The sequence below is a fragment of the Streptomyces flavofungini genome, from assembly GCF_030388665.1.
GTDB lineage: Bacteria > Actinomycetota > Actinomycetes > Streptomycetales > Streptomycetaceae > Streptomyces > Streptomyces flavofungini_A.
In genome coordinates this window covers 2,011,982-2,033,455 of the sequence record NZ_CP128846.1, presented here as the reverse complement: position 1 = coordinate 2,033,455, position 21,474 = coordinate 2,011,982, and the positions used below count along the sequence as shown (strand labels likewise).

Below are 21,474 nucleotides of genomic sequence, written 5' to 3'. Positions count from 1 at the left end.
ATCGCGCGACTCCGCCCTGCCCGCTGCCCAGCGCGCCGCTGCCGACGCGTCCGCCCTCCTTGGCGAACGTCGCGTACACATCGATGGAGGTCATGGTCAGAAGTCCCAGCCCTCGTCGTCCGCGGGCGCGCCGTGGGCGTCCTCGGCCTTGGCGAAGGCCTCGCCCGCCATGCCCGCGGCCAGCGTGGTGCCGTCCGCCGGGTCGATGAGCAGGAAGGACCCGGTGCGGCGCGAGTCGGCGTACGCGTCGAGCGCGAGCGGTTCGGCGGTGCGCACCAGGACCCGGCCGATGTCGTTGGCCACGAGCTGTCCGGGGTTCGGGTGCTGGGACAGGTCGTCCAGGGTGAGCCGGGACGGGATCTGCTTCACGATCGCCTTGACCGTGCGGGTGGTGTGCTTGAGGAGCACCCGCTGGCCCACCACGAGCGGGGTGTCGGCGACGTGGCAGACGGTCGCCGCGATGTCCTGGCTGGTGGACGGCGTATCACTGCTCGGGACGATCAGATCACCCCGTGAGACGTCGATGTCGTCCTCCAGGAGCACGGTCACCGACTGCGGGGTCCACGCCACGTCCACGGGCTTGCCGAGCAGGTCGATGCCCGCGACCTTCGAGGTCCGGCCCGACGGCAGCACGGTGACCGACTCGCCGACCCGGAAGGCGCCGGCGGCGATCTGGCCCGCGTAGCCGCGGTAGTCCGGGTGCTCGGCGGTCTGCGGCCGGATCACGTACTGCACCGGAAGGCGCGCGTGGCAGCTCGTCAGGTCGTGGCTGACGGGCACGGTCTCCAGGTGCTCCAGGACCGTCGGGCCGCCGTACCAGTCCATGTTCGAGGACGGCTCCACCACGTTGTCCCCGGCGAGCGCCGAGATCGGGATCGCGGTGATCTCGGGGACGCCCAGCTCGCCCGCGTACGCGGTGAACTCCTCCGCGATCCGCGCGAACACCGTCTCCTCGTACCCGACCAGGTCCATCTTGTTCACGGCGAGCACCACGTGCGGCACGCGCAGCAGCGCCGCCACCGCGGCGTGCCTGCGGGTCTGCTCGATCACGCCGTTGCGGGCGTCGACGAGGACCACCGCGAGGTCGGCCGTCGAGGCGCCCGTGACCATGTTGCGGGTGTACTGCACATGGCCCGGGGTGTCCGCGAGGATGAAGCGGCGCCGGGGCGTGGCGAAGTAGCGGTACGCCACGTCGATGGTGATGCCCTGCTCCCGCTCGGCCCGCAGGCCGTCGGTGAGCAGCGCCAGGTCGGGGCCCTCGGCGCCGCGGCTGCGCGAGGCGTGCTCGACGGCCTCCAGCTGGTCGGCGAGCACCGACTTGGAGTCGTGCAGGAGACGCCCGACGAGGGTGGACTTGCCGTCGTCGACGGAGCCCGCGGTGGCGAACCGCAGCAGCGTGGTCGCGGACAGACCGGCGAGTTCCCCGGCGGCGGTGTCGATGGTGCTGGTCATGGCTAGAAGTACCCCTCGCGCTTGCGGTCTTCCATCGCGGCCTCGGAGAGCTTGTCGTCGGCGCGGGTCGCGCCGCGCTCGGTGAGCCGGGACGCGGCGATCTCGCTGATCACGGCCGCGAGCGTCGTCGCGTCGGAGTCGACGGCGCCGGTGCAGGACATGTCGCCGACCGTGCGGTAGCGCACCAGGCGCCGCTCGACGTGCTCGCCGTCCTTCGGGCCGCCCCAGTCGCCCGCGGTCAGCCACATGCCGGAGCGCTTGAAGACGTCCCGCTCGTGCGCGAAGTAGATCTCCGGCAGCGCGATGGACTCGCGGGCGATGTACTGCCACACGTCCAGCTCGGTCCAGTTGGACAGCGGGAACACCCGGACGTGCTCGCCGGGCGCGTGCCGGCCGTTGTAGAGCTGCCACAGCTCCGGACGCTGGCGGCGCGGGTCCCACTGCGAGAACTCGTCGCGCAGCGAGAAGACCCGCTCCTTGGCGCGCGCCTTCTCCTCGTCGCGCCGTCCGCCGCCGAAGACCGCGTCGAACCGCTCGGCCTGGATCTTCTCGGTGAGCGGCAGCGTCTGCAGCGGGTTGCGGGTGCCGTCGGGGCGCTCGCGCAGCACACCGCGGTCGATGTAGTCCTGCACGGACGCCACGTGCAGGCGCAGGCCGTGCTCGGCCACCACCCGGTCGCGGTAGTCGATGACCTCGGGGAAGTTGTGCCCGGTGTCGACGTGCAGGAGCGCGAAGGGAACCGGCGCCGGGGCGAAGGCCTTCAGCGCCAGATGCAGCATGACGATGGAGTCCTTGCCGCCGGAGAACAGGATCACCGGCCGCTCGAACTCGCCCGCGACCTCACGGAAGATGTGCACGGCCTCGGACTCCAGGGCGTCCAGGTGCGACAGCGCGTACGGGCTGTCGCTCGCCGGACTTCCCTCGGCGTCACCGGAGTTGCCGGTGCCGTCATGAACACTCGCGGCGGTCGTCACGCTGTACCCCTCTTGTTCGCTTCTCCGCCCGCGCGGCGCGGAGGTGCCGGCATCGTGCCTGTCCGCGGCCGGGCGGCCGCGTCCGCGTCGCTCACGAGACCCCTTTCGTCGAGCAGCGCGTACACCGCTGCCGCGGATTCCCGCACGGTCTGGTCCTGGGACTCGATGCGCAGATCGGGCGACTCGGGTTCCTCGTAGGGGTCGTCGACGCCGGTGAGCCCCGATATCTCGCCCGCGGCCTGCTTGGCGTACAGGCCCTTCACGTCCCGTACGGAGCAGACCTCCACCGGCGTGGCCACGTGCACCTCCAGGTAGGCGGTGCCGCCCGCCTGGTGGCGCTTGCGGACCGCCTCGCGGCTGTCCGTGAACGGCGCGATCACCGGGACGAGGGCGAGCACGCCGTTGCGGGCGAGGAGTTCGGCGACGAAGCCGATGCGCTGGACGTTGGTGTCCCGGTCGGCGCGGCTGAAGCCGAGGCCCGCGGAGAGGAACTCGCGGATCTCGTCGCCGTCGAGGACCTCCACCCGGTGGCCCTTCTCGCGCAGGGTGCGCGCCAGCTCGTGGGCGATGGTGGTCTTGCCCGCGCTGGGCAGGCCCGTGAGCCAGACGGTGGCTCCGGTCACATGGGTCTCCTGAACACTTCGGGGGTCTGTCGTCGCTGTCTGAAGGGCCGCCACGGCTGTCTGAGGGGCCGTCATCCGTGCAGCCCGCATTCGGTCTTGGCGCGCCCCGCCCAGCGCCCCGCGCGGGCGTCCTCACCGTCGAGGAGGCGCCGGGTGCACGGCGCGCAGCCGACGGAGCCGTAGCCGTCCATGAGCAGCGGATTGGTGAGGACGCCGTGCTCGGTGACGTACGCGTCCACGTCGTCCTGCGTCCAGCGGGCGATCGGCGAGACCTTGACCTTCTGCCGCTTCTCGTCCCAGCCGACGACCGGGGTGTTCGCGCGGGTGGGGGACTCGTCGCGGCGCAGCCCCGTCGCCCACGCGGTGTACCCGGCCAGGCCCTCTTCGAGGGGCTTGACCTTGCGCATCGCGCAGCACCGGTCCGGGTCGCGGTCGTGCAGGCGCGGGCCGTACGCGGCGTCCTGCTCGGCCACGGTCAGCTCCGGCGTGAGCGTGATGACGTTGACGTCCATGACGGCCTCGACGGCGTCGCGGGTGCCGATGGTCTCGGGGAAGTGGTACCCGGTGTCGAGGAACACCACGTCCACACCGGGCCTGGCGCGCGCGGCGAGGTGGGCGACCACCGCGTCCTCCATCGACGACGTCACACAGAACCGGGCGCCGAAGGTATCCGCGGCCCAGCGGAGGATGTCGAGCGCGGCGGCGTCCTCCAGGTCGCGCCCGGCCTGTTCGGCGAGCGCCCGCAGCTCGGCCGCGGTGGCTGTGTCGGGGTCCTGAGTTGTCGTCATATCGCTTCCCCTCCAGGGTCGTTGCGCTGAAGTCCACGGGTCAGCAGCCCGAGGAACTTCAACTGGAAGGCTCGGTTGCACGCCGCGCATTCCCAGGCGCCGTGACCCTGCTCGCTGGGCCGCAGGTCCTCGTCGCCGCAGTAGGGGCAGTAGAAGGGGGCCGCTCGCTCGCTCACGACAGCGCCTCCTCGGAGGCGCGGGCCGCCCAGGTCGCGAACCGCTCGCCGTCCTCGCGCTCGGCCTGGAACCGCTTGAGGACGCGCTCCACGTAGTCCGGCAGCTCGGCCGACGTGACCTTCAGGCCGCGCACCTTGCGGCCGAACCCGGCCTCCAGGCCGAGCGCGCCGCCCAGGTGCACCTGGAAGCCCTCGACCTGGTTGCCGTCGTCGTCCAGGACGAGCTGGCCCTTGAGGCCGATGTCGGCGACCTGGATGCGGGCGCAGGCGTTCGGGCAGCCGTTGATGTTGATGGTGATGGGCACGTCGAAGTCCGGGATGCGGCGCTCCAGTTCGTCGATGAGCGAGGCGCCGCGCGCCTTGGTCTCGACGATCGCGAGCTTGCAGAACTCGATGCCGGTGCAGGCCATCGTGCCGCGTCGGAACGACGACGGGCGCACCGTGAGGTCCAGCGCCTCCAGGCCCTCGACCAGCGACTCGACCTGCTCCTCGGCCACATCGAGCACGATCATCTTCTGCTCGACGGTGGTGCGCAGACGGCCCGAGCCGTGCGCGGCGGCCAGGTCGGCGATCTTCGTCAGTACGGTGCCGTCGACGCGGCCGACGCGCGGGGCGAAGCCGACGTAGAACCTGCCGTCCCGCTGCCGGTGCACGCCGACGTGGTCGCGCCAGCGCCGCACCGGCTGGGCGGGGGCGGGGCCGTCGGCCAGCTTGCGCAGCAGGTACTCGTCCTCGAGGACCTGGCGGAACTTCGCCACACCCCAGTCGGCGACGAGGAACTTCAGCCGGGCCCGGGTGCGCAGGCGCCGGTAGCCGTAGTCGCGGAAGATCGAGATGACGCCCTCGTAGACGTCCGGCACGTCCTCCAGGGGCACCCACGCGCCGAGCCGCTGGCCGATCTTGGGGTTGGTGGAGAGGCCGCCGCCGACCCACAGGTCGAAGCCGGGGCCCAGGTCGGGGTGGACGACGCCGACGAACGCGATGTCGTTGATCTCGTGCGCCACGTCCAGGAGCGGCGAGCCGGAGATCGCGGACTTGAACTTGCGGGGCAGGTTCGAGAAGGCCGGGTTGCCGACGATGCGGCGCTGGATCTCGTCGACGGCGGGCGTGCCGTCGATGATCTCGTCCTCGGCGATGCCCGCGACGGGCGAGCCGAGGATGACGCGCGGAGTGTCGCCGCAGGCCTCGGTCGTGGACAGGCCCACGGCCTCCAGGCGGCGCCAGATCTCCGGCATGTCCTCGATGCGGATCCAGTGGTACTGGATGTTCTGCCGGTCGGTGATGTCGGCCGTGCCGCGTGCGAACTCCTGCGAGATCTCGCCGATCACGCGCAGCTGGTCGGTGGTGAGGCGGCCGCCGTCGATCCGCACCCGGAGCATGAAGTACTCGTCGTCCAGCTCCTCCGGCTCCAGGATCGCGGTCTTGCCGCCGTTGATCCCGGGCTTGCGCTGGGTGTAGAGCCCCCACCAGCGCATCCGGCCGCGCAGGTCGTTCGGGTCGATGGAGTCGAAGCCGCGCTTCGAGTAGATCGTCTCAATGCGTGTCCGCACATTGAGACCGTCGTCGTCCTTCTTGAACTGCTCGTTTCCGTTGAGCGGAGTGAAGTGACCGACAGCCCACTGGCCTTCGCCACGGTGGCGGCTCGCCTTGCGCCGGGGCGCGCGGGGGGCGGCGGTCGCGGTGTCTTCAGGGTTGGCGGCCATGGGTGTATGTCCTTCACAGCAGGCTGAGAGCGGCTCTGACCTGCACACTCGCGCAGAAGGCGCGGCGGTGCGCGGGGAGGGGTCAGACAGAGGGAATGCGGCGGTGCTGGGTTCTCAGCTCGCCGGACACATGGCGCTGGACATGCGGCCGAGGTCGACGTGACGTCGACTCACCAAGGCGGTTCCAGCTCGAGACATGACGGAAGCGTGGCATGCGCCTTTCGGCGCAGTCCACCTCTGTCCGTATACTGGACGTATGCGTCCCGTATCCTGGACTGACTAGGGGAGGTGGACCCCCGTTCCCCCGCCTTTCGGCGCTCCGCGCCTCGTCCGCGAGCGCCGGACGGGCTGATTCTCCCGTCCGTGCGCTCTTGGCTGCCGGGCCGGTGCGCCGGGGATATTCGTCCGGAGCCTGAGGGCGAGGCGCGGAGCGCGATCGGGGGCGCCCCCGATCGAGGGCGACTGTGACGCGGCGGACGTCAGCCGTGCGACCCGGGCCAGGGGCCGGGGGTGGCCTGCTGGGGCTGTTCCGCGACCTCCGTGTGGAAGAGCTTGAAGCCGCGCCGCAGGTAGTTCTCCATCGCGTGCTCCCCGTCGAGGCTGCACGTGTGCAGCCACACCCGCTTCGTGGGCGCCCGCCCGGGCCACCGCTCCGCGAGGTCCCACGCGCGGGCCGCCCCGTACGCGAGGAGGTGCCCGCCGATCCGCCGCCCCCGGAACGCGGGGATCAGGCCGAAGTAGACGATCTCGACGACACCGTCGTCCTGCGGATCCAGCTCCACGTACCCGGCCGGGGTACCCCTGTCGTACGCCACCCACGTCTCCACGCCCGGCCGGTCCAGATGCTCCTGCCACTGCGCGTAGCTGAGGGAGAGCCGGTCCACCCAGTTGATGTCGCCCCCGACGGCGGAGTAGAGGAAGCGGCTGAACTCGGGCGAGGGCACCTCGGCCCGCACGATCCGTACGTCGCCGTCCGGGGCGGCGGCCGGGAGCAGATCGGCGCGGTCGGTCTGTTCGAGGGACCAGGTGGTGACGGGGATGTTCATGCCGGTCAGGCAATCATGGGCGGCGTCGACGGGCCAAGGCGGATCCGGCGGGCCAAGGCGGGTCCGGCGGGCCAGGGGGATCGGAGGGGCCCAGGGCGGACCCGGCGGGCCAGAGCGGATCCGACGGCGGGTGCGAGGCGTACGCGCGGACGGCATGACTCGTGTAAGCAGGCCCAGCGGGGCCCCGCCCCCGTCAAGGCTCCGCCGCCGCCCGCGCACGCAGCACCGCCGGTGCGAGCGAGTGCGGGAGCAGCCGCGAGACGTCGTCGGGCAGCAGGAGCTCGACGTCCGTGTCCTCCTGGAAGCGGTAGGGGCGGTGGGCGAGCAGGCCGCCCAGATAGCGCCGGACGCGGGACAGCTCCGCGCGGACCGTCACCGTGCGGGCCGGGTCGCCGAACAGGTCCGTGGCGAGGCCCGCCGCGGACCGCCCCGAGCGGTGCGTGGCGAGGAGGAACAGCAACTCGGCGTGCCGGGGGGACAGCTCATGGGTCCAGCAGCCCGCACTGCCGGTGACGGTGACCGTCCACCGGTGCGGCGCCGCCACATCCACCACCACCCGCGTCCCGGCCCCCGGACCGGCCACGTCCCGCTCCTCGTCGTCGAGGCGCAGCAGCCAGCCGCCGGGCAGCGGCGCCACCGTGCACATGCCGAGCGCGGGCAGCCAGGAGCGGCCGTCGGCAAGGGACTTGGGCAGCGTGAGCCGGTCCACCGGCGGCATGCCCGTGACCGCCGCCGTCCAGCCGTGGCTGTCCACCGCGACGGCCCGCCCGTCCACCCGGGCGAGCACCGGCGCAGCCACCGACCGCAGCCGGTCCAGCGCCGTCAGATGCGCCTCGCGCAACCGTGCCTCGGCGAGCTTGGCGACCGAGCGGACCAGGGCGAGCGTCGCCGGGTGCATGGTGTCGAGCGGCCCGCTGATGTCGACGACGCCGAGCAGCCGCCCGTCCCTCGGGTCGCTGATCGGCGCGCCCGTGCAGGTCCAGCGGTGGTGCGTGCGGACGAAGTGCTCGGCGGAGAAGACCTGCACGGGACGCCGGGCCACCAGCGCCGTGCCGACGCCGTTCGTGCCGACGATGCCCTCCCGCCAGTCGGCGCCCACCTCGAAGCCGTGCCCGTCGGCCATCCGCAGCACCGACCTGTTGCCCTCACGCCACAGCAGCCGCCCCTCGGCGTCCGCGACGACCATGATGTGCTGCGCGACGTCCGCGACCGAGAGCAGCCCCTCGCGCAGCACCGGAAGCACGTGCCGGAGCGGCGAGGCCTGCCGCCGCCGCTCCACCTCGTCCGTGCTCAACACGCCCGAGCGGACGTCGTGTTCGGGGTCGACACCGCTCGCCAGCATCCGGTCCCAGGATGCCCCTATCTCCGGCCGGGGCCCGATCCGGGGCCGCACTCCGGCGATCCTGGCGTCGCGCACCTCCCGGAGGAGCTGTGCGGCCTGCGCGGTCTTGGCGGCCGTCAGCTGTTCTAGGTCGAACGTCGCGTGCGTGTTCATCACTGGTTCCTCCCGCTCCCCGAGCCCGCCGACAGAGGCCGGCAGAGGGGGGCACGGCATCCATCGTGCCCTTCCCGGCCTGCCGAGGGACATGCTTCACCCAGGTCGTACGATCCCGGGCCGCGCACACCGTCCAGAGTTGCAACCCTCTGCAACTCTGGCGAACAGTCGTGCGGTGTTTGAAACTTGGCCGTGCGCCGCCCCGTGCGGCGCCCGTCCCGACGGGGCCTGAAGACCGGGGGTGGTGCCGTGTCGGCGCAGCACCACCCCCGTGACAGTGCCCGTCGGGCGCGCGCCCCGCTCGGGGCCGCGCGCACGCTCCGCGACGCACGCACTCCCGAAGCCACGCGCCCCCCTCTCAGGGCCACGCGCCCCCTCAGATCCCCACGGCCGCCCGCTCCACCACGGCCCCCAGGTTCAGGCTGTGCGGCAGCGTGCCGAACGCCGCGCCCCAGTCCCCGCCGAGCCGGGACGCGCAGAACACGTCGGCGACCTCCGCCGGGGCGTACCGCACGAGCAGCGAGCCCTGGAGCACCAGGGCCATCCGCTCCACCAGCCGCCGTGCCCGCGCCTCGACGCCGTTCAGGTCCGCGAGCTCGGTCAGCAGGTCCTTGATCGCGGCGTCCAGACGGTGATCGGCCCCGCGTGCCGCGCCCACCTCCTCCAGGAACGCGGCGAGCGCCTGCGGCTCCCGCTGCAGCGCCCGCAGCACGTCAAGGGCCTGGACGTTGCCCGAGCCCTCCCAGATCGAGTTCAGCGGCGCCTCCCGCAGGAGCCGCGGCATCCCCGACTCCTCGACGTACCCGTTGCCGCCCAGGCACTCCAGAGCCTCGCCCGCGAGCGGTGTGCACCGCTTCGTCACCCAGTACTTCGCGGCCGGCACCGCGAGCCGCAGGAACGCCCGCTCCTGCTCGCTCCCGTCGTCGTACGCGGCCGCGAGCCGCAGCGCCAGCGTCGTCGCCGCCTCCGACTCCACGGCCAGATCGGCGAGGACGTTGCGCATCAGCGGCTTGTCGACGAGCTTGCCGCCGAACGCCTCCCGGTACGTGGCGTGGTGCACGGCCTGCGCCACCGCCTGGCGCATCAGCGCCGCCGAGCCGATGACACAGTCGAGCCGGGTCGCCGCCACCATCTCGATGATGGTGCGCACCCCGCGCCCCTCGTCCCCGACCCGGCGTGCCCAGGTCCCGTCGAATTCGACCTCGCTGGAGGCGTTCGACTTGTTTCCGAGTTTGTCCTTCAGGCGCTGAATGTTGAATACGTTCCGGGAACCGTCGTCGAGGACCCGTGGCACCAGAAAACAAGTGAGTCCCTCGGTCGCCTGCGCGAGCACGAGAAAACCGTCCGACATCGGCGCGGAACAGAACCACTTGTGCCCGACGAGTTCATAGGCGCCGTCCTCGGCGAGCGCCCGCGCCCGCGTCGTGTTCGCGCGTACGTCACTTCCGCCCTGCTTCTCCGTCATGCCCATCCCGAAGAGCACGCCCGCCTTCTGCGCGGCCGGACGCAGCCCCTCGTCGTACACCATGGACGTCAGCCGCGGCTCCCACTCGGCGGCGAGCGCCGGGTCGGCGCGCAGCGCGGGCACCGCCGCGTGCGTCATCGACACCGGACAGCCGTGCCCGCCCTCCGTCTGCGTCCACACCAGGAAGCCCGCCGCCCGCCGCACGTGCCCGCCGGGGCGGTTCCACGCCGCCGTCAGGCCCGCGCCGACCGCCTTGCCGAGCAGCCGGTGCCAGGAGGGGTGGAACGCGACTTCGTCGACACGGTTCCCATACCGGTCATGGGTGCGCAGAACGGGTGGATTCTCATTCGCGAGCACCCCCCACTCCTGTGCCTGGGCGGAACCCGCGGTGCGGCCGAGCATGGAAAGCTCCTCGTGAGTCGCCTTCAGGAGCGACGGGTCGAGATGCCGTTCGACCCCCTCCACCAGAGCGCGGTCGGACGTGAAGACGTCGTATCCCACCAGGGGCGGAGCCTGGTTGGTCACTGTGTGGGTGGTGGCTGCCATGCCGCTACGGTAAGGAGGTGCACCAGGCAAAAGAAACACCCGGGCGGCCACACGGCCGCTGGAAACGGGCTCGCGCTCTCTACCGCAACGTCTCCAAGCGCAGGACCGCCTGGCTGCTGCTGAAGGACACCGTCAACTCCTGCATCGAGTACCGCGTCCTCGGGCTCGCGGCGGAAGCGGCGTTCTTCACGCTGCTGTCCGTGCCGCCGCTGCTCCTGAGCCTCATCGGGCTGCTCGCGTACGTGGACCGGTGGACGGGCGCCGACACCATCACCAGCGTCGAGAACAACATCCTGGAGGCGTCCCGCACGATCCTCTCCGACAAGGGGGTCCGTGAGATCGCGCAGCCGATCCTCGAGGACGTCATGAAGGTCGGGCGGCCCGACGTCATCTCCATAGGGTTCCTCTTCGCCCTCTGGTCCGGTTCGCGCGCCGTCAACGTCTTCATCGACACCATCACCGTCATGTACGGACTCGACGGCGCCCGCGGCATCGTCAAGACCCGGCTCCTCGCCTTCGGGCTCTTCCTCGTCGCCCTCGTCATCGGGTCCGTCGCGCTGCCGCTGATGGTGGCCGGGCCGGACGCCGTGGTGAAGCTGGTGCCCGGATCGGCGACGGTCGTCCAGATCCTCTACTGGCCCGTCGTCACCCTCCTGTCCATCATCTTCCTCACCACCCTCTACCACGTGTCCGTGCCCGTGCGGTCGCCCTGGGTGGAGGACATGCCCGGGGCGCTCATCGCCCTCGGCATGTGGGTGCTCGGCAGCTTCCTGCTGCGGATCTACCTGACGAGCACGGTGGAAGGTCCCACCATCTACGGGTCGTTGGCCGCGCCCGTCGCCGTGCTCCTGTGGATCGGGGTCTCGGCCTTCGCCGTGCTCGTCGGGGCCGCCGTCAACGCCGCCATAGACCGGGTGTGGCCGTCCGTCGCCACGGCGTCCGCGCGTGAGGCCAATGAGCGGGCGCGGGAGGCCAAGGCCGCGGAGCTCATCGCCCGCGCCGCGGCCGCGCGGGCCGCCGATGATCCCGACGACCCCGAGATGCCCTCGGAGTTCCCCGAGCGCTGGTCCCGCTTCCTGCCCCCCGACGACGTGTCGTCCCGCCTGCGCACCCACCACTCCAAGCGCAACGGGGACCACCCCGACCCGGACTAGCCGCTCCCGGAGCCCGGCCGACGCCACCTTCAGCTGCGCCGATCGCCGCAGGACCGGCCCACCCCCGGCCGCGGTCGGCGTCGCTACTTCCAGGTAGCCGCAGCCGCGGCTTCCCGGGCGAAGGCGGAGAATTCCCTCGGGGCGCGGCCGAGGATTTCCCGGACGCCGGGGGAGATGTGGGCGTTGCGACCGTCGAGGTTGGTTTCGAAGAGGTCGATGAGGAATGCGACCTCCGCGTCGGGGACGCCGAATTCACGCAGGGCGGCACCGTATGCGCGGGCGGGCACGGGCACGTAGGAGAACTCACGCCCGGCGGCGGCGGACACCTCGGCGACGGCGTCGCGGAAGGACAGCAGCCGCCCCCCGCTCACCTCCAGGACCTGCCCGTCGTACCGCGCCCCCGCGGCGAGCACGGCGAGGACGACGTCCGCGACGTCCCGCACGTCGATGAAGGGCTCGAGCACCTCACCCCCGGGAAACGCCAGCTCCCCGCTCTCCCGCATGGCATCGGCCAGCGGCCCCTCGCTGAGGTTCTGCGCGAACCAGCTGGCCCGCACGACGGTCCACCGCGCCCCGGGCACCGCGAGGGCGTCCTCCGTGGCGTGGGCCTGGTCCTCCCCGCGCGCCGAGAGCAGGACGAGGTGCCGCACCCCCAGCTCGACGGCCCGCCGGGCGAACGCGCCGACGGCCTCGGCGGCACCGGGCGCGCCGACGTCGGGCTGGTAGGCGAGGAACGCGGCGTCGGTGCCCCGCAGGGCGTCCGCCCACGTCGACGCGTCGTACCAGTCGAACCGCACCGCGCCGGACCGCGAAGCGGCCCGGACCTCGTGGCCCGCGGCCCGCGCCGCCTCGGCGACCCGGCTCCCGACCCGCCCGGTCGCTCCGGTGACGAGGACCGTCAGCGGTGCTCCGGAGCCCTGCGTGTGCTGTGTGTTCTGCTCGTTCGCCGTCGTGTTCTGTTCGTTCGTCGTCATGGGGCAAGTCAACTGCCGGGCCCCGCACGGGAGCCATCCGTCAGCGGCTCACGCGCATGTGTGTGCGTCTACGCTGCCCCCATGGACGTACTCGCAGGTCTGCTGGAGGGCCCCCGCGCCCGCGGCGCCTTCATGCTCCGCGCGTGCTTCGAGCCGCCCTGGTCGGTCCGGATCGCCGACGAGGCGCCCGTGTCGGTCATGATCATGGTGGCCGGTGAGGCCTGGATCGTCCCGGAGACCGCGGACGGCACCCCGCACCCCGACCGGCCGCCCCGGCTGGTCCGCCCCGGCGACGTGGCCATCGCCCGCGCGCCCGACCCCTACCTGGTCACGGGCGACCGGGACACCCCGCCCTACGGCGAGATCGGCCCCGGCCAGTCCTGCGCACCTCTGAACGGAGCCCCCGAGGGCCACTACGCGACGCTCGGCCTGCGCCGCTGGGGCCAGCGCGACGGCAGCGTCCAGATGCTGATCGGGACGTACCAGATGAGGGGCGAGATCACCGGCCGCCTCCTCGACGCGCTGCCGCCGCTGCTCGTGCTGCCGACGGAGGTGTGGGACTGCCCCCTCACGCCGTTCCTCGCGGAGGAGATCGACAAGGACGAGCCGGGCCAGGAGGTCGTCCTCGACCGCCTCCTCGACCTGCTGCTCATCGCGGCCCTGCGGGCCTGGTTCTCCCGCCCGGAGGCGGCGGCCCCCGCCTGGTACGTGGCCATGGGCGACCCCGTCGTCGGCCCGGTCCTCCGCCTCCTCCAGGACGACCCGGCGCACCCCTGGACGGTCGCCTCGCTGGCCGCCAAGGCGGGCGTCTCCCGGGCCGCCCTCGCCCGGCGCTTCAGCGAACTGGTCGGCGAGCCGCCGATGACGTACCTGACCGGCTGGCGGCTCGCCCTGGCCGCCGACCTGCTGCGCGACACCGACCTGACGATCGCCGCGATCGCCCGCAAGGTCGGCTACGGCAGCGCGTTCGCGCTGTCCAGCGCCTTCAAGCGGGAGTACGGCGTCAGCCCGCAGGAACACCGCACGGGCGGGTCGTAGCCTGGGGTCATGACGGTCGGCGGAGGCGGAGGCAGGGGCGGGTACGAGGGCCCGGTGCCCGCGTACGCCGAGCGGCCCTCCGCCGTGCTGCCCGGTGCCGTCGTGTGGAGCAAGGCGACCGCACCGGACGGCACCGCCGGAGCCCCGGCCGTCTCGCCGGTCCTGCCCGACGGCTGCATGGACCTGCTGTGGACCGAGGGCAGGCTGTTCGTCGCGGGCCCGGACACGCACGCGTATCGGCCCGAGGGCCGGGAGGCGGGCCGGTACGTCGGCATCCGCTTCGCGCCCGGCACGGCCCCCGCGCTCCTCGGCGTCCCCGCGCACGAACTGCGCGACCAGCGCGTGGAGTTGGCGGACCTGTGGGGCGCCGCCGAGGTGCGCCGCCTCACCGCGCGCGTGGACGGGGCCGAGGACCCGGTGGCGGCGCTTGAGGCCGTCGCCGGGGAGCGGGCCGCCCAGGCGCCGCCGCCCGACCCGCTCCTGGCCCAGGTGGTGCGCTTGCTGAGCGCGGGCCGCGGGGTCGCCGAGACCGCGGCCGAAATGGGCCTCGGCGCCCGGCAGCTGCACCGCCGTTCCCTGCCCGCGTTCGGCTACGGCCCCAAGACCCTCGCGCGTGTCCTGCGGCTCCAGCGGGCGCTCGCCCTGGCCCGCGCCGGACGCCCGTACGCGGACGCGGCCGCAGCCACCGGCTTCGCCGACCAGGCCCATCTCGCCCGTGACGTCAAGGACTTGACGGGCCTCAGGCTGACCGAGCTGCTGGGCCGGGTCGGCGAGGGACAGGGCTGACGGCGGCCACGGCCGCCGGGAGGCGCGTGGCCGTCCGGGTCACCGCGGCAGCGGGGCGAACAGGTCGGCGCCGTTGCCGTCGGGGTCGAGCACCGTCGCGTACCGCTGCCCCCACATCGCGTCGAACGGCTTCAGCTCCGAGCGGTACCCGGCGGCCGTCAGCTCCTCGTACAGCGCGTCCACGCCCGCCGGCGTACCGCAGTGGAAGGCGAGCCCGACGCGCCCGCCGCCCTGCGGCGGCTCCCAGCCGGGCGAGAAGGAGCGGACGGTGGCCTCGGTGTCGAGGGCGAAGCGCGGGCCGCCGGGGACGGTGGCCTCGGCGTGCGGCAGGTCCTCGGCGCCGGGCGGGAAGTCGAGGCCGAGCCTCCGGTAGAAGGCGAGGGACGCCGCCATGTCGGAGGTGACGATCCCCACCATGTCCAGGCGGGGCGTGACGCGGGGGGCGGGGTCCGTGGTGTGCGTGGTCCGTGCGGTGTCTTCGCTGTTCATGCCGGAAAGCGTAGGCAGCCCTTCCGTGCGGGTCTTGAAGGAATCGGACGCGCCGGGGGCGTACGGGCGGGGCGCGGACGGCGTCCGTGGCTGTCCCGGGCCCCGATTCCTCGCTACGGTGGTGGCATGGCTATCCCTGGCGAGAACCATCTTGCGGCAGCCGTCGTGGCCCACCGGGGCCGTGTGCTGCTCGTGCGTCGCAGTGAGACGGAGCGGTTCCTGCCACGCGTGTGGGGGGTGCCCTGCGGGAAGCTGGAACCGGGCGAGAGCCCGCGCGACGGCGTGCTGCGCGAGCTGAAGGAGGAGACCGGACTGCTCGGCCACGTCGTGCGCAAGGTCGGCGAGTCCTCCTTCCTCAGTCAGTACCGAGGGCACGAGGTCAAGAACTGGCAGGACAACTTCCTCGTCCGCCCGCTCAGCTTCGACGTGACGCTGCCCCACCCCGACCAGGACCACCGCTGGCTCACCCCCGGCGAGCTGGACACGGTCGAGATCGACGACTACAACCGCGAGATCGTGGGCCAGGCCCTGAGCCGCCTGCGCGCCCGCTGACCCCTGACCCCCTGGGTCCTGCGCCCCCGCGTTCCTAGGAGCGCGTCAACTCCTCGCTCCCGCCGATCAGTTCGGCGAGCGCCCGCAGCTCCGCCAGGTACTCCGCCACCTCCAGCGGCTCCTTGGCGTACGCCTGCGCCCGCTCGTTGCCGACGCCGCCCGTGAACACGTCCGTGCAGTGCCGCCGGTCCGGGCCCGTCTCCAGGAACAGCGTCACCGCCGCGCCCGGCGAGGCGCACCACGCCCGGTGCAGCGCGTACGACGGCAGGGCGTAGCCGCTGCCCGCCGCGTACTCGGCGGTCTGCGTCAGCCGCAGCCTGGCCCGCCCGGCGGGCTCCAGGAGCCAGTCGCCGACCTCCGCCGACAGCGACTCGCGGTAGCGCGCCGCCGCCAGCGGGCCGTCGCCCGCCGTCTCGTACAGCTCCATGCCGAGGGTGCCACGCACCACGAACGAGGCGAGCGCGGAACGGTGGTTGTGGATGTCCTCGCGGCCCGCCCGGTGCGAGCCTGGATGCCAGACGTGCGCGCGCAGCATGTGCCGGGTGCCGACGGCGATGAGCAGCAGCTTGTCGAAGCCGAGGACGTGCCGGTACGAGAGCCGCGCGCACACCGGGGGGTCGCCGACGCCCGCGGCGAGCTCCGTCACGAGCGCCGAGAGCCGTCCCGGGGAGCCCAGTTCGGCGACGACCGCGCGCGCCGACCGCGCCAGCTCCTCCTCGCCGAGCCCCTCGGACCCGTCGAGCGTTGCCTCGATCAGCCGCCTGGCCCGCAGCACGTGCCGACCACCCATGCGGTCACTCCGCCTTCCGTGCGTTCCGCGATTCCCGCCCGCCGGGATGCGGAGCCGGAGTTCACCGGAGTTCAGCGGTCCGGCTGATACATCCATACGGCATGGGCCCGCAGCGCCGAAAGGCCCTGATAGGTCATCCACAGGGGACGGCCGAGATCGTGCCCGTCCCAGTTCCAGATGCCGTCGTCCTGCTGGCGCAGCACACCGGCGACCGCGTCCGCGAGCAGCCTCCGCCACGCCTCCTCGCGGTCCTCGGCCACGGCGATCTCCCAGGCGCCGGGCGTCAGGAGGGCCCGCACCATCCACGCGGCCGTGAAGTGCCGCACGAAGAGCACCTCCTGGCGCCAGGAGTCCTGCGGATGCGGGCGGCGCACCTCCTCCTGCGTGTTGCGCAGGTCCGCGCACTCCTCGTGCCGGGGCATCGGGCAGGAGAGCAGCCAGCGGATGCCGTCCTCGCGCGCGGCCCGGGTGTTGCCGTCCTCGCCGAGGACGCGGGCCGCGCGGTCCAGGGCGACGACGGCCTGCGCCGTGTGCGCGGGCGAGGGCCGGGTGGTGTGCGCCGCGGGCCCGCGCAGGGCCGGGCCCCAGCAGCGGCGGTGTTCGCGGGCCGGGTCGGTGACGGTGCGGTCGACCAGCTCGTCCCGCAGCCGGGCGATGGCCGGGGAGCCGGGCGCCGCGCGCAGCATGCCCCGGAGCACCGTCGTCACCACGTGCGTGCGGGCCAGCCCGGACGGCTCCAGGTCCGCGGTGAAGCGGGCCGCGCAGCGCGCCGCCTCGTCCGCGAGCCGCGCCGGGTCCGCGCCCGCGCGGGCCAGCGCGCCGAGGACGAGCGCCGTCACCTCGGGCCGCGGCACCGTCCCCTGGGAGCGGGCGGCCCAGCCGCCGTCGGCGAGTCGCTGCCGCCACAGCGTCTCCACCAGCTCCGACGGGTTCAACCTGCCGTCCTGCGCGCCGAGTTCGAGGACGAGGTGCAGTCCGTATGCGGTGCCGGTGGGCGTGGGCCGCACCGGCAGGGTCTGCTCGTCCAGGGCGTGCGGCCAGCCCTTGAGCAGGCCGCGGTCGGGGTCGTCGAGGACGGCGAGCTCGGCGAGCAGGGTGCGGTGCGTCGCGGCGGCGAGGGTCGGGAGGGGACCGGGGGCGTGGGCGGAGCCGGCCGCCGTGCCGCCGCCCGGGCCGCGCCGCGCGGCCGCCACGCCGCCGTCATCCGCGCCATCGGTGCCGTCCGTGCCCGACCGGGCGCGCAGCAGCGCCGCCGCCAGCCAGGCCGCGAGGCCCGTGCCGACGCCGCTGACGGCCGCGATGCCGTACCGCGCGGCGTCCGCGGACAGTTCCTGCGGCAACACGCCCACCAGGGACTGGAACACGGCGTACCCCGTGGCGGCGCAGCCGAAGCCGCCGAGCCAGCCCACGAACCGGCCCTGGCGCGAATCGCCCGGGGGCGGCGGCTCGGGATCCGGCCGGACCGGGCTGCGGCCCAGCTGCTGCTGTGACACGGGATGTTCTCTCCCCCCAGGGCGGCGCGTGGGTCGTCGTCCTTCCCAGTCTAGGCGGCCGCAACCGCGTTTCTCCGGGTCGGGAAGGGGCCGGAGCCCGGTGGCCGCGGGACGCGCCGCCCCGTCCGGTCCGCTCTCATCACCCTCGCTCGGCCATCGTGAAGGTGAAGGCGAACTCCGCTGGTTCCGGGTGGAGTTCGTGCTGCGGGAGCACCCCGGGTCCGCACGACTGCGAGCCGATGCCGCGCTGCCCGTGGTCGAGGTGCACCCACACCGCGGCACCCGGACGCAGGTCCGTGCGGTGGGTCGCCGCGTCGAGGTCCGCGCTGCTCCAGCGCCGGGCCGTGAACCAGAACTCGGGGTCGCCGACGATCCGCACCCCGGCCCCGTCGACGTCGTCGCGCAGCTCGGCCCAGCGGACGTCGGCGCGGGCGCCGTTCTCCTGCGGCCGGACGTACGGCGTCTGCATCCGGTCGACCTGTGAGTACCAACGACTCACCATGGACGCCGACTTGGTGTCCGGGTACGCCTCCCCGGGGCCGCCGCCGAACCAGTGCGCGTGGCCGAGCGCGGCGGGCAGCCCCAGCCGGACGCCGAGCCGGGGCAGCGGCACCTGCCAGTCGCCCTCCGGCGTCACCGACACCGCGAGGCGCAGGGCCGTGCCGTCGGACGTCCAGCGGTAGACGGTGCGCAGCGCCAGGTCGCGGGCCGCCGGGGCGATCCGGGTGCGGACGGTGAGGCCGTCGGCGTCCGACTCGACGCCGTCGATGCGGTGTTGCATGCGGTCCAGGCCCAGCTTGCGCCAGAGCGGGCCGTAGCGGGTGTCGGGCTGCCAGGGCGCGCCGTCGTCGTTGTCGGTGGGCGCCCGCCACACGTCCAGGCGCGGGGGCGCGCTCAGGGTGAGGTCCGCCAGGGCGCGCAGCTCGCCGGTGCGGGGGTCGAAGCGGCCGGGGCCCAGTGCCGTGTCGTAGCCGAGGGGGCGCGGGCGCCGGCCGGTGGCGACGGGCACGGGCGGGCGCGGGGTGACGGCGAAGTCGGCGCGGGCCACCACGTGGTCGAGGGAGGTCCAGTTGGTCTCCTCGCAGACCGTCGCCGACACGTGCAGCCGGATCTCGGCGCCGCCCGCGGCCGACGGCGGGTCGGGCAGCTTCAGCTCGACGCTCTCGCCGGGGCCCAACTCGGGCGGCACGTCCAGCGGGCCCGACACCGGGTGCGCCGGGCCGTCCGCGAGGTACGTCCACTCGAACGCGAGGTCCGCCAGGTCCGCGAAGTCGTACAGGTTGGTCACCGACACCGTGCCGGACACCGGGTCGTAGGCGAAGCGGACCGGCTGGATGACCTGCTTGTAGTCCAGGAGCCCGGGGGAGGGCGTCCGGTCGGGGAAGCACAGGCCGTCGCAGACGAAGTTCCCGTCGTGCAGCTCCTCGCCGAAGTCGCCGCCGTAGGCGTAGCCGAACTCCGGGTGCTTCAGGCCGTGGTCGATCCACTCCCAGACGAAGCCGCCCTGCAGCCGCTCGTACCGCTCGAACAGGTCCTGGTACTCGCGCAGGCCGCCCGGGCCGTTGCCCATGGCGTGCCCGTACTCGCACAGGACGAACGGCAGGTGCCGCCGCGCCTCGGGGCCTTCGTCCTCGCCGCGCCCGATGCGTTCGACCTCGGCGTGGTCGGCGTACATCCGCGAGTACATGTCGGTGTCCCGGCAGGAGGGGTCGCCCTCGTAGTGCAGGAGCCGGTCCGGGTCGCGGTCGCGGATCCAGGCGGCCATCGCGCTGAGGCCCGCGCCCGTGCCGCACTCGTTGCCGAGCGACCAGACGATCACCGAGGGGTGGTTCTTGTCGCGCTCGACGGTGCGGGCGGCGCGGTCCAGGAGGGCCGGGGTCCAGCGGTCGTCGTCGGCGGGGTTGCCGCGCCAGCCCAGCATCGTGAATCCGTGCGTCTCCAGGTCGCACTCGTCGATCACCCACAGGCCGAGCTCGTCGCAGAGGTCGAGGAAGGCGGGGTGCGGCGGGTAGTGGGAGGTGCGGACGGCGTTGATGTTGTGCTGCTTCATCAGCCGGACGTCCGCGCGCATCGTGGCGAGGTCGAGGGCGCGGCCCCGCTCCGGGTGGAACTCGTGCCGGTTCACGCCCCGGAACAGCAACGGCCGCCCGTTCACGGTGATCAGCCCGTCCACGAGGGCGACCGTCCGGAACCCCACCCGCAGCGGGATCCGCTCGCCCGCCGTGGCCAGCTCCGCGTCGTAGAGCCGGGGCCGCTCCGCCGACCACGGCTCGACCGGCACGGTCACGCTCTGCCCGGTCGCCACGTCCACGCCGAGCTCCGGCACCGTCACCCGGCCCGGCACGTCGGAGTCGACCCGCAGCGTGCCCGTGCCCGCCTCGTGGTCGTACGAGGCGTGCGTGAAGAAGTCCCGCGCCGCGCCCTCGGGCCGGTGCAGGAGCGTCACGTCCCGGAAGATGCCGGGCAGCCACCACTGGTCCTGGTCCTCCAGGTAGGACCCCGACGACCACTGGTGCACGCGCACGGCGAGGACGTTGCCCTCGGGCCGCAGCAGGTGCCCCACCGCGAACTCGTGCGGGAGCCGGGACCCCTTGAAGTCCCCGAGCGGCGTGCCGTTCAGCCACACCCGCGCACACGACTCGACCCCGTCGAACCGCAGCACCGCGTCCCCGTCCGCGGGCCACCCCGCGGGCAGGTCGAAGCCGCGCAGATGGTCCCCCGTCGGGTTCTCCGTCGGCACCCGCGGCGGGTCGACGGGGAACGGATACATCTGGTTGGTGTAGATCGGCGCGCCGTGGCCCTGGAGGACCCAGTGCCCGGGCACGACGACCTCGTCCCAGGCCGCGGCGTCGAAGCCGGCGGCGGCGAACGACTCGTCGAGCCCGTACGCGCCGGGGGAGAGCCGGAACCGCCAGCTCCCGTTCAGTGAGAGCACGGCGGCGTCCGAGCCCGCGTACCACGCGCGGGGTGCGAGACCGCCGGTGCCGGGGGACACGTCCTCGTGGTGGGGAAGTTGCATGGGTCCATCACAACCCGCGGAAGGTGCGGTCTCAATTCTTTGCGTCGGCAGGTTGTTGGATTCTTGGGGCGCGGTTTGGACCGAACGCGGCCGCGGGCCCGGCCTCAGCTCCGGCCGAGGCCGGCGTACACCACGATCTGCCCGAGCGGTTTGGCCTCGACCGGACGCTGCGCGAACGACCAGGTCCGCAGGCCGCTGCCGCTGCCGACGAAGGGGCTCGCGCCCGAGTGCACCACCAGGGGGTGCCGCTGCCGGCTCTCGATCACGGCGAGGCGGCCGCGGGTGCGCGGGCGGCGCGACCCGGCGTTTGCGGGCGTCGTGCACCCGGTGCAGGACGGCGTCGCGGAAGGCGGGGTCCAGGGAGCCTCCGGCGCACGGGCGCCGCGTCGCGGTGCGGTCCGGCATCTCGATGCGCATGTGGGGTGGGGCAGGCGTTTCAGGCGTCGTCATACGTCCCCCGTAAGCGCTCCGCCCGAGGGAGCCCGTCGGCACATCGACGGCAGGAGGGCGTGTCAGGGTGGGAACACGTCGGGATCCATGACTCAACTGGCGTGCGTGGAGCGGGAGTTGAGCGCTGTTGAGGTGGTGTGGCCCTTGGGGGGGTGCAGGAGCGGACCGGGCCCGGACCGGACGGCCGAGGAAAGCCGAACAAATAGGTGGCGGCCCGCCGGAGGCGGGAGCTACAGTCAACGCGTTCCTCGGCGGAAGCGAGACGCGACCGCCGTCGTCTGCTGAGCAGGTTCCCAGGAGGTGTGATCAATGGCTGTCGTTGCGAACGGTGCTGCCCGCATCCAGACGTTCATCCACACCACCTCCGTGGTCTCCGGCTGACTCTCCCGTCCTTCGCCGCGCCCGTCCGGCGCGTGGGCCGGGGCCACCCTGTGAAGGGTTCCCCTTGTCTTTCCCCGCGT

At 73.2% G+C, this 21,474-nt stretch carries 19 protein-coding genes and 1 pseudogene; 4 read left to right on the top strand and 16 right to left on the bottom strand.

Translation table 11 applies throughout. The annotated features are described in order from the left end of the window. Positions 1-96 precede the first annotated feature (96 nt). From QUY26_RS07965 to QUY26_RS07925, 10 genes and pseudogenes are all read right to left on the bottom strand, one after another. Complete coding sequence (locus QUY26_RS07965; RefSeq protein ID WP_289944528.1) at positions 97-1,452, bottom strand: sulfate adenylyltransferase subunit 1; 1,356 nt, start codon at positions 1,450-1,452, stop codon at positions 97-99. Positions 1,453-1,454: 2 nt separating this feature from the next. Then, positions 1,455-2,426 (bottom strand): sulfate adenylyltransferase subunit CysD, encoded by a 972-nt coding sequence (gene cysD / locus QUY26_RS07960; protein ID WP_436840291.1) that lies wholly within the window; start codon positions 2,424-2,426, stop codon positions 1,455-1,457. 95 nt (positions 2,427-2,521) lie between these two features. Continuing rightward, positions 2,522-3,124, bottom strand: a pseudogene (gene cysC, locus QUY26_RS07955) (adenylyl-sulfate kinase); the annotation flags it as partial. Next, positions 3,121-3,837 (bottom strand): phosphoadenylyl-sulfate reductase, encoded by a 717-nt coding sequence (locus tag QUY26_RS07950; RefSeq protein ID WP_289944526.1) that lies wholly within the window; start codon positions 3,835-3,837, stop codon positions 3,121-3,123. The pseudogene cysC and the gene QUY26_RS07950, both read right to left, overlap by 4 nt. Further along, positions 3,834-4,013, bottom strand: a complete 180-nt coding sequence (locus QUY26_RS07945) for a hypothetical protein (protein ID WP_289944525.1) — start codon at positions 4,011-4,013, stop codon at positions 3,834-3,836. The genes QUY26_RS07950 and QUY26_RS07945 overlap by 4 nt, the downstream gene beginning before the upstream one ends. Continuing rightward, positions 4,010-5,716, bottom strand: a complete 1,707-nt coding sequence (locus QUY26_RS07940; protein ID WP_289944523.1) for a nitrite/sulfite reductase — start codon at positions 5,714-5,716, stop codon at positions 4,010-4,012. The genes QUY26_RS07945 and QUY26_RS07940 overlap by 4 nt, the downstream gene beginning before the upstream one ends. Before the next feature lie 114 nt (positions 5,717-5,830). Next, positions 5,831-5,914: a putative leader peptide gene (locus QUY26_RS40910; RefSeq protein ID WP_318657890.1), complete on the bottom strand. Its 84-nt coding sequence runs from the start codon at positions 5,912-5,914 to the stop codon at positions 5,831-5,833. Positions 5,915-6,195: 281 nt separating this feature from the next. Further along, the gene (locus tag QUY26_RS07935) at positions 6,196-6,762 is read right to left on the bottom strand and encodes a GNAT family N-acetyltransferase (protein ID WP_289944522.1); all 567 of its coding nucleotides are present in this window, start codon (positions 6,760-6,762) and stop codon (positions 6,196-6,198) included. Positions 6,763-6,955: 193 nt separating this feature from the next. Continuing rightward, on the bottom strand, positions 6,956-8,257 hold the full coding sequence (locus tag QUY26_RS07930) for a GAF domain-containing protein (protein ID WP_289944519.1): 1,302 nt from the start codon (positions 8,255-8,257) through the stop codon (positions 6,956-6,958). Positions 8,258-8,633: 376 nt separating this feature from the next. After that, the gene (locus QUY26_RS07925) at positions 8,634-10,268 is read right to left on the bottom strand and encodes an acyl-CoA dehydrogenase family protein (protein ID WP_289944517.1); all 1,635 of its coding nucleotides are present in this window, start codon (positions 10,266-10,268) and stop codon (positions 8,634-8,636) included. A 17-nt stretch (positions 10,269-10,285) separates the two neighbouring features. Between QUY26_RS07925 and QUY26_RS07920 the strand changes: the two genes are divergently transcribed. Then, positions 10,286-11,422 (top strand): YihY/virulence factor BrkB family protein, encoded by a 1,137-nt coding sequence (locus QUY26_RS07920; RefSeq protein WP_289944515.1) that lies wholly within the window; start codon positions 10,286-10,288, stop codon positions 11,420-11,422. Between the two features lie 83 nt (positions 11,423-11,505). On the opposite strand, the gene QUY26_RS07915 is transcribed toward QUY26_RS07920, so the two are convergent. Then, positions 11,506-12,396, bottom strand: coding sequence for an NmrA family NAD(P)-binding protein (locus QUY26_RS07915; protein WP_289944513.1), 891 nt, complete (start codon positions 12,394-12,396; stop codon positions 11,506-11,508). An 81-nt stretch (positions 12,397-12,477) separates the two neighbouring features. Between QUY26_RS07915 and QUY26_RS07910 the strand changes: the two genes are divergently transcribed. Both QUY26_RS07910 and QUY26_RS07905 read left to right on the top strand, forming a co-directional pair. Continuing rightward, the gene (locus QUY26_RS07910; RefSeq protein WP_289944510.1) at positions 12,478-13,434 is read left to right on the top strand and encodes an AraC family transcriptional regulator; all 957 of its coding nucleotides are present in this window, start codon (positions 12,478-12,480) and stop codon (positions 13,432-13,434) included. 9 nt (positions 13,435-13,443) lie between these two features. Next, the gene (locus QUY26_RS07905) at positions 13,444-14,220 is read left to right on the top strand and encodes a helix-turn-helix domain-containing protein (protein WP_289944508.1); all 777 of its coding nucleotides are present in this window, start codon (positions 13,444-13,446) and stop codon (positions 14,218-14,220) included. A gap of 39 nt (positions 14,221-14,259) precedes the next feature. Here the strand turns inward: QUY26_RS07905 and QUY26_RS07900 are convergent, their stop codons facing one another. Beyond that, positions 14,260-14,709, bottom strand: a complete 450-nt coding sequence (locus QUY26_RS07900) for a VOC family protein (protein ID WP_289944506.1) — start codon at positions 14,707-14,709, stop codon at positions 14,260-14,262. A 126-nt stretch (positions 14,710-14,835) separates the two neighbouring features. Here QUY26_RS07900 and QUY26_RS07895 point away from each other — a divergent pair, with 126 nt between their 5' ends. Next, the gene (locus QUY26_RS07895; RefSeq protein WP_289944504.1) at positions 14,836-15,261 is read left to right on the top strand and encodes an NUDIX hydrolase; all 426 of its coding nucleotides are present in this window, start codon (positions 14,836-14,838) and stop codon (positions 15,259-15,261) included. 34 nt (positions 15,262-15,295) lie between these two features. Here QUY26_RS07895 and QUY26_RS07890 read toward each other — a convergent pair whose 3' ends face one another. The 4 genes from QUY26_RS07890 to QUY26_RS07875 form a co-directional block, all read right to left on the bottom strand. Then, entirely contained in the window at positions 15,296-16,051 is a 756-nt protein-coding gene (locus tag QUY26_RS07890; protein ID WP_289944502.1) for a hypothetical protein, read from the bottom strand. 71 nt (positions 16,052-16,122) lie between these two features. Next, positions 16,123-17,544: a hypothetical protein gene (locus QUY26_RS07885; protein WP_289944499.1), complete on the bottom strand. Its 1,422-nt coding sequence runs from the start codon at positions 17,542-17,544 to the stop codon at positions 16,123-16,125. A gap of 139 nt (positions 17,545-17,683) precedes the next feature. After that, a complete protein-coding gene (locus tag QUY26_RS07880; RefSeq protein WP_289944498.1) occupies positions 17,684-20,563 on the bottom strand; it encodes a glycoside hydrolase family 2 TIM barrel-domain containing protein in 2,880 nt (959 codons plus the stop codon). A gap of 104 nt (positions 20,564-20,667) precedes the next feature. Then, positions 20,668-20,829, bottom strand: coding sequence for a hypothetical protein (locus QUY26_RS07875; protein WP_289944497.1), 162 nt, complete (start codon positions 20,827-20,829; stop codon positions 20,668-20,670). Between the last annotated feature and the right edge of the window lie 645 nt (positions 20,830-21,474).